9 protein-coding genes are annotated in these 15,636 nt (G+C 51.5%); 3 read left to right on the forward strand and 6 right to left on the reverse strand.

All coding sequences use genetic code 11. The annotated features are described in order from the left end of the window. Positions 1–71: 71 nt before the first annotated feature. From SCARR_RS06740 to SCARR_RS06750, 3 genes are all read right to left on the reverse strand, one after another. The gene (locus SCARR_RS06740) at positions 72–2,651 is read right to left on the reverse strand and encodes a right-handed parallel beta-helix repeat-containing protein (protein WP_136060737.1); all 2,580 of its coding nucleotides are present in this window, start codon (positions 2,649–2,651) and stop codon (positions 72–74) included. Positions 2,652–2,664: 13 nt separating this feature from the next. Then, positions 2,665–4,467 (reverse strand): alpha-L-fucosidase, encoded by a 1,803-nt coding sequence (locus SCARR_RS06745; RefSeq protein WP_136060738.1) that lies wholly within the window; start codon positions 4,465–4,467, stop codon positions 2,665–2,667. A 93-nt stretch (positions 4,468–4,560) separates the two neighbouring features. After that, the gene (locus SCARR_RS06750; RefSeq protein ID WP_168433065.1) at positions 4,561–6,036 is read right to left on the reverse strand and encodes a sulfatase-like hydrolase/transferase; all 1,476 of its coding nucleotides are present in this window, start codon (positions 6,034–6,036) and stop codon (positions 4,561–4,563) included. A gap of 265 nt (positions 6,037–6,301) precedes the next feature. Between SCARR_RS06750 and SCARR_RS06755 the strand changes: the two genes are divergently transcribed. Continuing rightward, on the forward strand, positions 6,302–6,976 hold the full coding sequence (locus tag SCARR_RS06755) for a PEP-CTERM sorting domain-containing protein (RefSeq protein WP_136060740.1): 675 nt from the start codon (positions 6,302–6,304) through the stop codon (positions 6,974–6,976). 173 nt (positions 6,977–7,149) lie between these two features. Continuing rightward, the gene (locus tag SCARR_RS06760; RefSeq protein WP_136060741.1) at positions 7,150–7,785 is read left to right on the forward strand and encodes an RNA polymerase sigma factor; all 636 of its coding nucleotides are present in this window, start codon (positions 7,150–7,152) and stop codon (positions 7,783–7,785) included. A gap of 146 nt (positions 7,786–7,931) precedes the next feature. Here the strand turns inward: SCARR_RS06760 and SCARR_RS06765 are convergent, their stop codons facing one another. The 3 genes from SCARR_RS06765 to SCARR_RS06775 form a co-directional block, all read right to left on the reverse strand. Continuing rightward, positions 7,932–10,655 (reverse strand): CBM96 family carbohydrate-binding protein, encoded by a 2,724-nt coding sequence (locus tag SCARR_RS06765; RefSeq protein ID WP_136060742.1) that lies wholly within the window; start codon positions 10,653–10,655, stop codon positions 7,932–7,934. Further along, positions 10,606–12,018: a right-handed parallel beta-helix repeat-containing protein gene (locus SCARR_RS06770; RefSeq protein ID WP_136060743.1), complete on the reverse strand. Its 1,413-nt coding sequence runs from the start codon at positions 12,016–12,018 to the stop codon at positions 10,606–10,608. Before SCARR_RS06770 ends, SCARR_RS06765 begins: the two co-directional genes overlap by 50 nt. A 100-nt stretch (positions 12,019–12,118) precedes the next feature. Beyond that, a complete protein-coding gene (locus SCARR_RS06775) occupies positions 12,119–15,097 on the reverse strand; it encodes a hypothetical protein (protein WP_136060744.1) in 2,979 nt (992 codons plus the stop codon). Between the two features lie 272 nt (positions 15,098–15,369). Here SCARR_RS06775 and SCARR_RS06780 point away from each other — a divergent pair, with 272 nt between their 5' ends. Continuing rightward, a complete protein-coding gene (locus tag SCARR_RS06780; RefSeq protein WP_168433066.1) occupies positions 15,370–15,636 on the forward strand; it encodes an EF-hand domain-containing protein in 267 nt (88 codons plus the stop codon).

Below are 15,636 nucleotides of genomic sequence, written 5' to 3' on the forward strand. Positions count from 1 at the left end.
CATTCACTGCAGAGATTTTGATGAATGATCATCTATTATTCATAGGTTAGTTCCTTGCTGTATAGGTTACGCTATTTTGAATAAATTCGGATTCGATTTAACCGCAACACATTCCTGCCCATCTTCATCCGTTCGTCTTCCGGCGTCATCTGGAGCTCCGCCTGCGGGCGCAGGCCAATTTTTACATACTTAGCCGGAAGCACATCGTAGGGATTCACCATCCAGTCGCGCCCCATCGCAATGTGGTAGGGATCGGCACGCCAGATTTCGACCCAGTTTTTACGGTCATTGGAAGTCCAGACGGTCAGACTGCGCAGGGCGTTCTGGCGATCCTTTACATCCGCAATAATTTCAAGGCCATCGACTGGAACCTTTTTATCGAGCTCGATTTCCACATAAGGCGCATTCTCAGGCTTAGTTTCAAATACCGTTGTCATGCTTTCCGAAGATTGGAAAATTTTATTTATATCGCCTTTGCCTGTGCTGCTGGCGATGGCTTTTCCTGAAACGAGTTGACCCCGCTTTGAAGGGAAAACTTCCCCAAGGAATTCGGAAGGATAATCATCCGTGAGTCCAATTTTCGAAACATCGATTGGTTTAAAGCCCATTTTTACCGCCGGAGAATCATTGGCCAACCGATAATCTTCCGGTTGCGCATCCGCTGACCAGTTGATCTTTTTCGCAAATTTCGGATCGGCGACGACCGACCCTTTATCCATACCCGCCGCGTGCTTTTCCGCAACAAACTTTTCCAGATAGCCGTTACCGGCTTCACAAAAATAGAGATTGTTTTCCAGATCGCACGATTCGGGCGTGTTGATGGAATTGGATTGACGGCCGGTGTAGGGCGCGATCTCGCGCGAGAAATAGAACAGGTTGTTCTTTACCTCAGACCCCGGATCCGGTTGCTGCCCAGGAAAGAGGCTGAAACGAATATTGCTGTTCATGAAAATGTTGTTGATCAGGTTGTTACGTCCTTTGTGTACAACACCGCCCGAAAGAATCAGGTTGCTGTCGAAGGTAGTGCCTTGCTGCCAATCATCGCAACGCATGCCGTTGCCGAGGCTCATGTAGAGCATGTTGCGACGCATCACGTTTCCAGTCCCCGCGCCAGATACATTCAATGCCGCTCCGTCACCAATCTTGGTGCGGGCCCGATAAACATAGTTGTCTTGAATCAGGTTGTTGCGCGCATGCAGGAACGGAAGAATACGCTGTTGGAGCGTGCCGTCTTTATCTTCAAAAATATCAGCGCCCAATTCGTGCCAGCGCATCGCCTTGCTGGCCTCGTCCCAGTCGACCTTTTTGCCTTCCATGAAAATCGCGCCCCGTACGCCGCAAATGCCGATGGCTTTGCGCGGCACCTCGCGAATGTGGTTGTTGGCCACAAAGTTTTCCCCGCTTTGCCAGATAAAAATCGCATGTCCATGCAAAACAAGCTCACCGGTGCGGCGGATCAGGTTGTTCACAATCTTGTTGTTCTTATTGACGTCCTTGGTGCCGGGACCATATCCGCACAGCAGGATGCCCATGTGGCCAACGCGATCGATCAGACTGTTTTTAACCGTAATATTTTGTGCATGCAAATCGAGGCGAACCGCCGAATTGCCGGAATTAATGAAACGGCATTGGTCCACCACGCAATCTTCAGCACCGCGAAAGCGTAATAGCGCATTGCCGCAATCAAACTTGTCCCAATCGTGCTGGATGCCCCAGCCCTTGTGGTCGTCCCACCAGGAATAACGATCGCCCTGTGTAAATGTTAACCCCTTGAACGTAATATTTTTAACGGGGGTGTCCTTCGGACCGTCATAATCGATATCGCCTTCGACACGAAAGAACTCAACCAGCGTCGGCACGCAGATTTCATCGCCCGGAGTTCCGTTAACCGGCCAGTAATGAATTTTGCGGGTTCGGGTGTTCACGCACCATTCGCCCGGTTGATCCAGCACACTGATGTGGTTTTCAATGTAGGAAGGGTTGTACGGCTTCGGCGTGGTGGACGGCGGCGTGTTGCCCTCGTATTTCAACCAGGCAATATTCTTTTCCTCATCCACCTTTTCGATCGACGAAAAATTAAACGTCCATGGCACCCCGCAGAAAAAGGCTTCCACATCTTCAATGTTATCCCAGGCCTCGATCTCGCCTTCAGGAAACTCCAACCGGCGCAGCAGCGGCCGGTCTTCCGGCAACGCTACATTGCGGGTGGCAAACTTCTTGAAATTTTGCTGCGGACTCTGAAAACCCCGGCTGCGGGCGCGTTCGAGCATGCGGTTGCCATCGAACATCACCTTGAAATCCGTCACACCCTCCGGAATATCGGCCACCCAGAGGCCGCCCTTATGTTTTTCCCATCCCATTACCGGAACAGCGGATGAGATGACGGGCTTTTCATTCTTATAGGCCATATAACTCGTATTGCCGTCCGCAACGCCGAAGACTACAGATTGATTAATCCGATAGGTTCCTCCCCGCAGATAGACGGTTACATGATCTTTTGTACTCCTCGCCATATCACGCGCCCGGTCAATAGTTTTAAACGGCGTCGCCAACGAACCCGCCGCATCATCGTTACCCGTTGGCGACACATAAAACTCTCCCGCAACAGCCTGAACGGCCAGCAAAGCAGATACATATAAAAATGGTTTCATTTTTTATCCTAATCTATTTCTTTTTACTGAGCACAAGTGCCTTGATATCCAGCTTCATGGAGCGATAGTTCGCGTCCTGTTTCTTAAATTCGTCGAGTGTGGCCTTGAATTCGAACTCCTGCCCCTGGCGAAGCGTGAGAACGGCTTTCCCAGAACTGGGCACTTTGATGGTTCCGACGGTGACTTTCTGCCATTTCCCGTCAGCACCTTTCACGATATCCGAAACCTCTTCATTGCCATCCATAATGAACGACTCTTCTTTGCCGGCCTTTCCTTTCAGGGAAAAGTCGAGCGTTGCACCTACTACTTCGAGTTTAAAATCCTTCTGCGCGGATTTGAGTTTATAGACCAGCGACACATCGTATTTCCCCGCTTCGAGATCGCCGACATTCCACGTTCGGTAGTAGTCGGGCAAAATGGAACGATAGCTTTCGCGGCCATATTTTCCGTGATGGATTGCGGTGGCATCGGACAGAACCAGCGTGCCGTTAGGCTTTGGTTCAGTGCGGACCGGCTCCACGTTGAGCGGCTCTTCATATTCAATCACAATAACCGTGTCGCACGGGTCTTGCTCTACCCCATTGAGGGAAATAACACCATTGGAATAGCGCAGGCTTTTATTGGGGTTCGACAACGGATAAACCGCGATCACCGGATTCTGCAAGCCCGGCACTTTAATTTTTCCATCTTCCGGCCAATTGAAAACATGCAGGTAGAGCTTTTCGTCACCGGTGGTGCATTCACCCCACGGCAACTTCGCGAACGGCGTGACGCCCGTGCCAAAAACGGACTCGCCATATTTCGCCGTCCACTCCGCAATGCCGTTGAGTACATCCTGCTCATATTGCACAACGGTTCCGTCGGACATCGGCCCAATGTTCAGCAAAAAGTTTCCGCCGCGCGCCGCGATGGTAACGAGCTTGCGAATCTGTGCGGGAATCTGTTTCTCAAGCGGATCGCCCTTGACCCACGATTTATAGCCCCACGTATGATAGAAGGTGCCCGGCGATTCCCACGGCAGCTCGGTAAGCGGAATATCCGGCATGTGGTTGTCGGGCATCGTGATAAAATCGCCCTGATTGTTCATGATGCGGCCATTGATCATGCAGTCTGGCTGAATATCCCGCACGGCGTCGGCAAACCGCTTGCTCTGCGCCGGAGTCGGTTCACCCATGTCGAAGAAGAGCTCCACGATATCGCCATAGTTGGTCATCAGTTCTTTAAGCTGCGCCACCTGATAGTCCTCGTTTGCCTTCGACACCTTGCTGAACACGGAAATCTTACCGTCGTGTGGATTGATTTCCGGGTGCGGGCCATTGAAGCGCCAGTCGGGCGTGGAATAGTAGACGCCCAGTTTCAGTCCGTGTTTTTTGCAGGCTTCAGCCAACTGCTTCAGGATGTCCTTCTTGTAGGGTGTGGCATCCATGATGTCGAAATCGGTATGGGCGGACTCGAACATGCAAAAGCCGTCGTGATGCTTGGCCGTCAGCACGATGTAGCGCATGCCGGCCTTCTTCGCCAGACCAACGATCGCGTCGGCATCAAACTTCACCGGATTAAACTGCCCCGCCAGCGCTGCATAGTCATCGTGCGGAATAGCTGCGTGACGCTGGATTTGCTCGCCCAGCTTTTCGATTTGCTTGCCGTCCCATACTCCCGCCGGGATAGAATAGATGCCCCAGTGGATAAACAGCCCAAACTTCATGGCGCTCCAATCCTGAAGCGCCTTCTCGTACGTTACACTATTTGCATAAGACAACCCGCAACCCAAGCAGGTCAGTACGAGCATAACTAAGCCGTAAAATCGTATTTTCATCCATTTCCTCGAATATGATGTTTTCAGACTCTAAAAAAAGTCCGTGCACTCGATAATAAAACACCGCATTCAGAGGAAGTTTTGACGCCTATCTTAATTCTCGTCGTAAAACGTATAGTCCTTGTGGTTGTGGAGGTGTTTCTCCTTTTCCTTCGGAGAGGTATAGGACTTGTAGAATTTCTTGCCGGCCTTCGTCTGCCAATGCGGGTGATCGGCGGTCATGGCCGGATATTGTTCCAAATACTGGAAAAACTGATTTTTGGCGGCAGCATGCTCGGGATTTGAGTCAACACGCCCATAGCCTTTGCAGAAACGGTTTTCGCCGGTGTAGTAGAATCGACCGTCGGGCATACCGAGCATGGGGTTGTAGACCTCCAGCAAATGATCCTTCGAACGCACAAGCTGCGAGGTGGAAATGAAACCGTGGATCAGCGGTTTGGTCTGATCTACCTTGCCCGTTAAAAACGGTTTAAGGCTTATTCCGTCATAAGGAACGGTCTGCTTTGCCTCAATACCGGCATAGTCGGCCAACGTCGGGGCAATATCAGAAAAGTCCATAAGCTCATCCGTCAGGCCGCGTTGTTTAATCCTTGCTCCGGCAGCCATAAAGACCACGTGGCATCCCCGTTCAACGCCACGCGTTTTGGCGGTAACCGCGGTGCCGTTGTCGGAGCAGAAAATGATGACCGTATTGTTCTCTATGCCCAGTTCCTTCACTTTGGCCTGAATTCGACCGATGGTGGAGTCCATGTGTTCAATCAGTGACTTAAAGCGAGGGCCGTTGTCTTTATCACCTTTAGTACCGAGATCGCCGGGGTTGCCGCGTAGCGGATTGGTCGGTTGCCCGCTACGGGTACCATGCGGCGATACGGTCGGCCAATAAGCCAGGAACGGTTTGCCCGCCTTGCTCTGACGTTCCATGAAGTCGCAGATAAAATCACAGCAGAGGTCAGGGCAGAAATCATCGTCCGTCACCTTCAGCAGCTCACCGTTTTGAACCAAGCAGGGTTTCCAATATCTGGAAGGCGTTGATTCATCCTCCCACGCACAATCGCTCTTTTTCAATTCCTGTCCGGTGGCGAGCAGCACTTCCTTGGCTCCTTCCCACAGGCAATATTCCTGAAAGCCCACATCCGCTTCGTAGGGCATTTGCGAGCCCGCATGCCATTTGCCGGCAATCGCGGTAGCGTAACCGGCCTCCGACATCATTTTCCCGAATGCCAGATGATTGCTGTAGATGGTTTCGCGAGAACCATTCAGCCACAACCCATTCTGCAACGCCCCGGTGGTGGAGCCATATTTCCCCGTCATGATCTGCGCACGCGATGGCCCGCACATGGCTGATGCATAAGCGGTTTTAAACGCCACACCTGTTTCGGCGAGCTTATCGATATTCGGCGTATTGGCCGCCAGTTCCATACCATATGGCGTCAGCGGTGCGTAGCACGAAAACATGTCCGGACTCACATCGTCCGCCATGACTAATACAATATTTGGCTGGCTCGCAGCCGAAGTCCCATGCACCAACCCTGCCCCAACCACTAAACCCAATATAAAATTCCGAATCATTTTTATCCTTTTCATTAAACCTTCAATAGTTTGAACACCCCAGCCACGGATTTTTTTGACAAAGCCATCTGTATATTCATTCAGTTGGCCTCCGAAAATCTAAACAGAAAAATCATAAAATCAACTGCTTTAGCCATGTCGTCAGAAACCCGAAAAATAAACAACTCGGTTTCTGTTTAGATTCCCCCTCGCCAGCTTAACTAGGAAACATAACCCCGCTGTGTCTCCATGGCAGAAGGGGAAAAACGAAAAAAGGAAATAACAGATGAAACAAAAAAAACCAGTTACATTGCTATATGCAATAATTATGACGGGCTTCGTCAGCAGCGCTTCGGCTGCGTTATTCACCGAGGACTTTGAAGGCGGTGGCCTAAACATTACGAACGCTGGAAACGGCGCCCTAGTACTTGGTATTGACTACGCCATCGGCGACCTCATCCACGCGGACCAGGCTAATATGGGCGTTATTGCCACGTCACTCGACGCATCCAATGGCTTTACGGTTGATTCAGGAGGCAACGCCCGCGCGTGCGGTCTGATCATTGATGCCACCGCATTCACCGGTAGCGGTTTGAGCCTTAACTTTGACAGCCTACTGGTCACTGCGGGCACAAACGCTTATTATTCCGTTTGGGGAGTCAACTCCACCGATCCGGTCAAGATCGATCTCGGAAAGGCGACCGATGGGTTTGTCTCGGTAGTCGGTGCTGGAGCTCAGGATCAGCTAATCGCGGACACCGTATTCACGCATGGTGCAACCATTACCAGTGCAGCGTTTGATTCTACGGGCCATGATACGCTTGTAGTGCTCTTCACCGCTAATGGCAATGAGGAATTCGTTATCGACAACGTCAGCGTAATTCCGGAACCGGCAACACTTGGCCTGGTTGCTACAACCGGATTCGCTCTTCTCTTAGTTCGTCGTAAGTTCATGCTCTGATCTCACAGGTCTAGATGCAAATAAATACCGTCCTGCGCTATCTATCGCAAGGCGGTGTTTTTTTTAATGCAAAAGTTACAGACAAGGGAAGCGAAAATTCCCCCGCAAATATACTATGTATCCCGCTTACCCGGATGAGAAAATCCGGAAAGCGAAAACGGCGTGTATAGTTCATGAGCCATATCAACAAAACTGATCAGCATGAAACAGGAATAAGCCTACTCCGCCGTGTACAGAAGCAGGACAACGAAGAGGCGTGGGCGGACTTCATGAAGTTCTACACACATTTCATCTATTCCGTCATTCGGGGCATGAATATCTCCGAAGCCGATGCGGCAGATATTCACCAACAGGTCATCCTCAGGCTATGGAAACGGCTGCCTGAGGTAAATATTGATAAAATGAACAACTTTAATTCCTACCTGAGGGTTACTACAAGAAATGAGGTGCTGGACTTTATTCGTTCCGAGAGACGCCGACTAAGCAGGGAAACCAATGCGGTATCAGACACCTCCCTGGATTATTACGCTGCGACCTTCCTCCCGAAAACCGACCACATTGCCGAGAATGAATGGCGCTTGCATCTGGCCACTTTGGCTATAGAAAAAATTCAGTCCCTGTTCTCCAAAAATGCGATCGAAGTATTTCGAAAAAGTATGAACGGGATATCGGTGCTACAAATTGCGAAAGAACTTGGCTTGACCGCCAACACAGTCCATTCGTTGAAATCGCGCGTCAAATCGACTCTAACCAACGAGATTTATGATCTTCGAAACAGTCTTGAACGAGAAGTTTATTTCCGCTCTTAGTAATCCGATTAGAAATAACCCAACCCGTGGATGATGGGTACGGCCCCTGCGTTTCGCTCACCGCAGGGGCCTTACCTCTTGATAGCCGCCCACTCATTGTAACCTGCCGGCGCACTCTGCCGCCCGCAGAATGCGCCTCTTACAGGCTACTCAACAACCAGTTTATAATCTTCTACTTCACCATAGGTAAAACTGCCGCTGCCATCGGCGCTGAGGCCCGCCTGCGATGAATAGCTCATGGCCACACGCATGCGGGTTTCACCTAATGAAGCTCCCGATGGAATCGTAATGCTACCGCTTCCACTGTATTGCTGGTTGCTTACCGTTAGGCATTGCTCACCAGCATCCGTGAAGTCGCCGTCTCGATTGAAATCGATCCAAATGCTCAGATTTTCGCTGAAAGCCGTGCCCGAATACCCGTACGTCACCGTCATGGTGTGGCTGGAACCCGCAGTGACACTGGCGGAAACCGTGGTCCGATCCACGTAGCCGCCATCGGCGCCGGAACTCTGGTCGATTGTACTAAACTGAACGCGACTGATCCATTCGTCACCTACATTGGTTCCGACACCTGCTGGATAACCGCTTGGCATTGCTCCGACAGAACTTACCGTAATATTTACCGTCGCGGCATCACTTCCGCCCGTGGCATCAACCTGCACCGTAAAGGTATTCAGACCAAGGTCACCTGCACCCGGAGTACCGGAAAGTGTACCATCGGAAGCCACACTCAACCACGCCGGCCCGGAAACCTTCGAGAAGGTCATTGCATCGTTTTCAGGATCGGAGGCGGCACCCGCGACAGAACCACCATAGGCCGAGTTTGTCGCGGCGTTGCCCTTGCTGAACGGGTCAGCAGTGAATGCAGGAGGTTGATTGGCAAGCACCGTAATGTTCAGCATTGCGGTATCGCTTCCGCCTGCAGCATTCACCTGCACCATAAAGGTGTTTAGACCAAGGTCACCTACCCCCGGAGTGCCGGAAAGTGTCCCATCGGAAGCCATACTCAACCACGCCGGTCCGGAAACTCTCGAGAAGGTCATCGAATTATGTTCAGGTTCGGAAGCGTCACCAGCGACAGAACCGCTGTAGGCCACATTTTCAATGCCGCTGGCCTTAGTCAATGGGTCCGCAGCAAACAAAGGTGGCAGGTTGGCCGGAGCACTGATACGCAAGCGGACAAAGCGACTGTCATTCGTCGTAACGATCTGATTGGTTACCGCCTCAAAGCCGACTTCCAGCGGAGCAACTCCGCTCGGGGCGGCGGCGATAACACTCCAACTTCCGGCAACCAGGTTGGTACGTGCCTCGAGGGTGTAGGTCAGCTCGCGCTCGGTTGCATCGGTGCGACGGCGATAAATATAATGCATACCGTCAAAAATCGGAACAATTGCCGCTGCATCACCTGGATCTGTCGGCGATCCGCCGAGGGCATATTCCGTTAGGTTATTGAACATATCGCCATCGGGATTATCGAGCAGGCCGCTTTCGCTACCAAGGGCATATCCCCCGGCCCAATCTGCGAAATAATCAGTATCCGGCACATATTCCACCTTTAGTACGGGGGCAAAGGCACTCTCCCTCGAATCGATGGAGCGCTGGCTATCGAGCGGGTCACGAATCAGGCCAAACGAAACCAGACCGTTGGAAACCACCACCGAAGAGACCTCGAAAGAGGCCCAACTTCCGGAATTCACATCCTGATCGTCAAGATGGACTCCGTCGATCGGGGGGCGATTGTTCCAGGTGAGCGTAGCCTCATCCCAGGATGTATCGGTCATGGAATAGATACCCACCCCTTTGGTGTGGCTCCCGCCGGAGTTATGCAACTCCAGCGTGGCAGACACAATTTCCCCCGGTACGTCGACATCAAACTTCATGTACGCTTCACGGTTATATCCATACGTAATTTGCGTAATCAATTTGAGTTGTGAATCCGAACCATAATTGGAGTTCGGTGACGTATCCTGAACATACGAATCATGTAGCGGGTTAAAACTAATCGTTGCCGAGACAAAATAAGTATCCACACTAAATTTCCATTCTGTTCCAGCCACTGTTCCGGTCGGTGTGACGGCATCAATACGCCAATAATAGGTCTGTCCCTCGGCCAGCGGCCCTGGATTGAAGATATTGTTGGTCTGGTTTCCAATCATTGGAAGGCTGCCGGATTCGGTGCCGAAATAAATATTATGTGAAGTCGCCTGATAGCCTTCCAACCACATCAGATCGGCATTGGTTTTTACATTATCGGAACCGTGTAGCGGAATGGGCGTGCAGGCCTGCGCAGCCTGACAACCCGGAATCCAATAATTGGAGTCTCCCGATTCATAGGCTCCGATATCGGGAGCCGACCCAACATATCCATCGGTTATTCCTGCGATCACCTTTCCTGAATCAACGAGATCGGAATCGGATTTCGGGCGGAAATCAAGGTTGGCCACATCACGAAGCTGATCGCTCGCGCTTCCGGATTCGAGATACCCGTTCCAGTTATTGGTGTGGTCGCCCGGAATGGGAACGACCAGCACCGAATCAGTTCGGTGGCCGGCAATCTTATCCCCCAGGTTGTTCCAGGTACGGCTGTTGATATTTTCATCATGCCCTAACACATCGCTGTATTCGGCCAGAATGATAAAGTCGTTTTTGGACAACCCGCCAAGTCCGGTGTTGTTATGGGTATCGTGGTCGTCGCCTTTAATCTGGAACGCCCCGTGCAGGTTCATGCCGACATTATGATGATGAAGTCCGCTTAACCCGTCGTGCGCATCCCAGCGGTAGCCATATTTTTTGGCATCGTAGACCCAGTTATAGGAGCGGTCAGTCCCCGCAATGTGCGGGGGGGGAAACCTGAAAGGCCGCTCCGTCATGCACCTGGAGATACCCCCAGTTGTGAATGTGATTATATTTTTGCTTACGGGTTGCCGCCGGATTGGCTTTGCTCTTAAGCACCTCACGGTTTCCGGCCGTATGAAAGGTATTGCGCGTAAAACTATTTACTTGCTGGAGCGCCCCGTTTTTTCCCAGCCCAAGCATGGAGATGTGGCGAAACAGATTGTTATGATACGAAGACGCATCCGTGGCGCCGGAGCCAAAAAGAATGCCCATTTCGGCATATTCATAGACACAGTTGGTCATGGCGAACGGCCCGTCGCCGATGTACGTTCCATAATCGGTCATGGCATCGTTGCTCTCCGCGGGATATTCGCCCAGCAAACGTCGGGATGCATCGGGAAAAGAGAAGGTGCAGTCTTCCACCACAAAATTCGCAGCATCGGAACGGAAGTTGTTTGCAAAAAAGTCCAGCCCTTTAATCGTGATGTAGGAGCAGGTGTTGTTCAGGGTAAAAGCACGTCTGATCGTCCGCCCTCGCACTTCGCTCCCGGTTGGATCGCCCCAGACATAAACCGTATTGTTGGAGGGCGTGTAATACCACTCTTCCGCCTGATCCAGTACATCCAGATGCTCCAAGATGAAAAACTTGTCGGTGCTGGAGTGGCCTTTCTTCGTTCCGGGACCGCTGTAGCTGGCGTGGGCCAATATGTTGCCGCCTGCGGTGTGTGACGTAATCAATCGCTCCTGATTCCCGTCCCCGCCCTGCGACAGGAAAGAATAGACGATCGAACCTCCCGTGAAGTCGATCCCCGTTCCTGCCAAATCGTGGTAAGTGGGATTGTTTTCCGTCTGACTGTATTCCGTCGTGCCCGGCATGTCCGCATTGGCCCAGGTGGTTTCCTTGCTCCACCATGTGCCGTCAACGGCTTCCGAACTTCCGGGCTTGGTCTGCAGCGGGTCCGTAGGGTTTGTGTTGGCATTCGGCCAACGGGCTGTCACCTGCATACGACCGTTGATGAACAGCTGCCAGATATCCTTACTCAACGTGGTTTTGTAGATATTGCCGCTATGCGGCGTCCATGAACCGCCGATGTCCGACAGCGATTCGGTTCCATCCAATATGACCTTTTCATCATTATAGTTTTTAAACGTCACCCGATTGCCCGCCGAGCCGTTTACGTTATCAACAACAACCGCCTCATGGTATGTACCGTCGCGGATATACACCGTACCGCCCGCCGTCACCACGTCTGCCGCTTTCTGAATCGTTGCAAACGGCTCACTGGTTGAGGTTCCCGATGCCGAATCGCTCCCGTTCGTGGCCACATAATAATCCACGGCCTGGGAATTGAAGACGATGGCGGCTAGACATAAAAAGATGGACGCTGTTGTTTTCATTAATACCTCTTATTAAATCTAATATTTACCGTCAAAAATCCCGGCCGGAAACACCGGACGGGACTTTTCTCTTTCAACCGTTTGTTGAATTTTAGCCTTTCTATTTCTCAACCTGCAGGCGAATGAACTCCGCAGAGGCATCCGTGTCCGTGCGGTTGGTGACGGACTTGTAATTTCCGACTGAAGCTGATTCATCCACAAACTCGATTCCCGCCGAGTTCCAATTTGTGAACACGAGATTGTTGCCGGCTTCGACTACATAGGACAATGTTCCGTCGTCAGTGCGCTCGTTATGGACGTGGTAGAGCCAGTTGCTTCCACCATCCATTACTGTGGACACGACCGGTTTAATCGATGCGGCATCGCCACTATCCGTTGGATCACCATTCAGGGCATATTCCATCAGGTTGCTGAGGTCATCTCCATCAGGATCTGAATCCAGCGCCGTATCAAAGAAACCTGTGAACCCTGAAGCCCAGCCATCATAACCGGAAAGCACGACATCGCCGGTACGCACCAATAGGACATTGTCGATCTTCAGATCCGGCCCAAACGCATGGTAGAATACCAACGCCACATCCTGCCCATCCTGAACCGGCATGCCGGACAGCGTCATCTTTTCCGTGACATTGGCCGTATAGGTCTTGGAACCGAGCAACGTGAACGCTGCCGTTCCATCCGCAATCATATAGTCACTAAGAAGAGCATTCTCGGTATGCTTGATGCGCACCTGATTGACGTTACCGGTCGAATCCTGCGAGAGGGCATAGAACTCTACACGCACCACCGATTCGTTCGACGGGAATCCACCAGTGATATCAATATCCAACGTCAGTTCATACTCCCCTGAAGTCAGCGGAATCGTATCCTGAACCCCGACATCGTCATACCCGCTCGTACCGGACCGCGTAATAATCGCGGTTGCTTTGCTATTTAGATCGCCGGCCACTGATTTCAGCGCTTGGGACTCCCACGAGGTGAGAGTTCCCCGCCAGGTATTGTTGACACCATTGGTGTTGGTATCGGTCTGATCCAATCCGGCAAAGATCGAATTCGTCGCGCTCAGATCACTGAAATCGGCTGCAATAACTGAATTCGGCGGATTGGGATCTTCTGCATTGGGGTCATATTCGCCTTCACGCGTCAGCGTCAGCTCATAGAGACGAATTTCCGGCGCACCGGAAGAGGAGAGATGGAACATAGCATCCATACCGTCCTGAACATTCAGATAAACCGATCCGGTCGTTTTGCTCACCGCATTCGAACCTCTCAAGCTTCCACTGGGATGCTGCTCTGGATAGGCCGTGCCGTGTCCAACCGGACCGTTGTATTCCACATTTCCGGTGGTAGGATCCTGCGACACATAATCCGTATTGTTGGAGACAGAAAAAGCCTCCTGACCGACCAAAGCATAGGCATCAATCGACCAAACGGCGGGGGTGCTGTTGCTGATCACTTCATAAACGAAGTCGTAACGGTAGAGGCCGTTCGTCAAGGCCACCGTATCCACCGGCCCGAAATTATCCTGCCCGGCGGTCCCGGATTCGATGATATTAAATGAAGAACGGTTGTTTCCCGTGCCGGAGGTTTGCTTTAAATAACCATCGGTATTGTATGAAATATTCTGTCCATACCATTTATTGGTCAGGAGTCCGAAATCATTAAGTGCCTGAGGCGAGCCATGGGGTTCGTCCACGCCGACGATCGGATTGGCCATGAGCAGCTGCATGACGCCTTGGGGCAGGTTCACATACTGCACGGAAACCGGAACGGTTTCGGTATAGTTGGTGCTTCCGCCCAGTTCACCCCAGACTACCTCAACATTCGCTGTTGCGGTGTCTTTGCTTCCTAATTGCCCGCCGGAATTGTCGAACACAATTGAGATGGTCGAGTTCGAAGGCGCAGGATCCGTCAGGGTAAACGGTGAGGTGGTGGTTGAGAACCCATTGGTCGATGCATCGAGAATATTGATCGCCGTGATCTGGACATTGGTGTGTCCTGGACGCCCCTGATCATAGGAAACCGTCAAGTCATTCGTCACTGCGGTATCGGGGTATCCCAACGACATGACCAGACTACTGTCAATTTCGAAACCGACCGCCGGATTCCTGAAACGGCCAATCAGTTCAATTTCGTTGGTATTCATGGTGCCGTTGCCAACTTCCGTCCAGACCACATCCACTGAACCGGTGGTGCTCCATGCGTCAACGGCAGGACCAATCGGGCCAGCAAGGGTAGCGTCAAATTCAATTTTGAGTAGTGCGTTGGACGGGTTGGGATCATTCATGGTGAACGGAGTGCTCGTTAAAACACTGAATTCATTCGAATCGCTTGTAACCACCAGATTTTCAATCTGCACACTGGAAAACTCCCCGATGAAGCTGGCGACAATTTCATTGGTGGACACCGTTGCCGGATAATCGGACTCAAAGGTCAATGAGTCATTCGGGTTCAGGTTGAATGCGAAGGAGGATGTATCGGCCGCAATCGCCACGTTGTCGATATAGGTATTATCCGTGGATGCGTTACCTGAGTTACCCGACACGGAGAGGCGGAACGTGGCGGTTCCACCGTCTTCCAGCGTACGGTCAGCCAACCCGGAAAGATCGATATCATAGCCGATATAGCCGTCCTGAGCAATGGGCAGCGTGTCGCTGTCGATGACTCCCGCAGTAAGCGATCCGCCACCCAGAATTTCCACGGAATAATCTTCCGCCGCCGTTGCCTTACGGGCGCAACCGCGGAAAACAAACCACGCCAGATCGACGGCGCTGCCTGTATTATTGGTTACCGCAAAATCGATAGAGGCTGTAACCCCGACACTCGCCGGAAACAGTTTCCATGATGTATCGTTACTATTGGCCGCATCGGAAACAGCCGTTCCGGTGCCATAGATACCGGAGTTGTCTTCCTGGGCATCATTCGCCACACTGCTCCAACCGCTACTGTTCGCGAATCCGTCCAGACTGCTGCCTCCGACCGGATCTCCTGTAGTCGGATCGGAAAACCCGATTAACAAACCCGCCTGAACCGTCCCGGCCATGGCGACCGCCAAGCTTAACCATCTCCATCGTTTCATCTCTTCTCTCCTGTTTTGGTTGTCTCTCAGCAAAAAATTCCCAAAAACAACATTAGTCATTTAATGCGGGCTTAACTCCACCCATCTCAGGCGGAGTACTTCATTATTCATTCAGCCAGACCAGAGGGTTCTAAACAGTCGAATCAAAAGTTTTTTTATCGAAGACAAAGCGCCAAGGTGTGGCCACGCATGGTACACACGTGCTTGTAGATCCCGCTTATTCTGGTATAAGAAGTATTCAGATGAAGGGTATATCGGAAAAAGGAAACGCAATGAAAAGATGGATAATAGTTCTCCTTTGCGGAATGCTGATCAGCAGTGTTCAGGCTGCCGAACAGGCATTTCGCAATATCGACACCGACAAGGACGGTAGAATTTCCAAGGCGGAGTATACTGAAAGCATAAGGCAACGTTTTGAGAAACAAGGCAAGGAAGGCTATAAAAAAGAAGCTGACAACCAGTTCAAGCGCAAGGATAAAAACAAGGATGGCTATCTCGACGAAGAGGAATTTTCCATCAGAGTTAAGCGGAAGAAATAA

Origin of the sequence: Pontiella sulfatireligans (genome assembly GCF_900890705.1) — a bacterium.
In the GTDB taxonomy this organism is placed as follows: domain Bacteria; phylum Verrucomicrobiota; class Kiritimatiellia; order Kiritimatiellales; family Pontiellaceae; genus Pontiella; species Pontiella sulfatireligans.

What these genes read in the sequence shown, in the direction of transcription:
- SCARR_RS06745 (WP_136060738.1), bottom strand. Translation starts at nt 4,467, where the DNA reads ATGAAAATACGATTTTACGGCTTAGTTATGCTCGTACTGACCTGCTTG.
- SCARR_RS06770 (WP_136060743.1), bottom strand. Translation starts at nt 12,018, where the DNA reads ATGAAAACAACAGCGTCCATCTTTTTATGTCTAGCCGCCATCGTCTTC.
- SCARR_RS06775 (WP_136060744.1), bottom strand. Translation starts at nt 15,097, where the DNA reads ATGAAACGATGGAGATGGTTAAGCTTGGCGGTCGCCATGGCCGGGACG.
- SCARR_RS06780 (WP_168433066.1), top strand. Translation starts at nt 15,370, where the DNA reads ATGAAAAGATGGATAATAGTTCTCCTTTGCGGAATGCTGATCAGCAGT.
- SCARR_RS06750 (WP_168433065.1), bottom strand. Translation starts at nt 6,036, where the DNA reads ATGATTCGGAATTTTATATTGGGTTTAGTGGTTGGGGCAGGGTTGGTG.
- SCARR_RS06760 (WP_136060741.1), top strand. Translation starts at nt 7,150, where the DNA reads ATGAGCCATATCAACAAAACTGATCAGCATGAAACAGGAATAAGCCTA.
- SCARR_RS06755 (WP_136060740.1), top strand. Translation starts at nt 6,302, where the DNA reads ATGAAACAAAAAAAACCAGTTACATTGCTATATGCAATAATTATGACG.
- SCARR_RS06765 (WP_136060742.1), bottom strand. Translation starts at nt 10,655, where the DNA reads ATGACGGAGCGGCCTTTCAGGTTTCCCCCCCCGCACATTGCGGGGACT.
- SCARR_RS06740 (WP_136060737.1), bottom strand. Translation starts at nt 2,651, where the DNA reads ATGAAACCATTTTTATATGTATCTGCTTTGCTGGCCGTTCAGGCTGTT.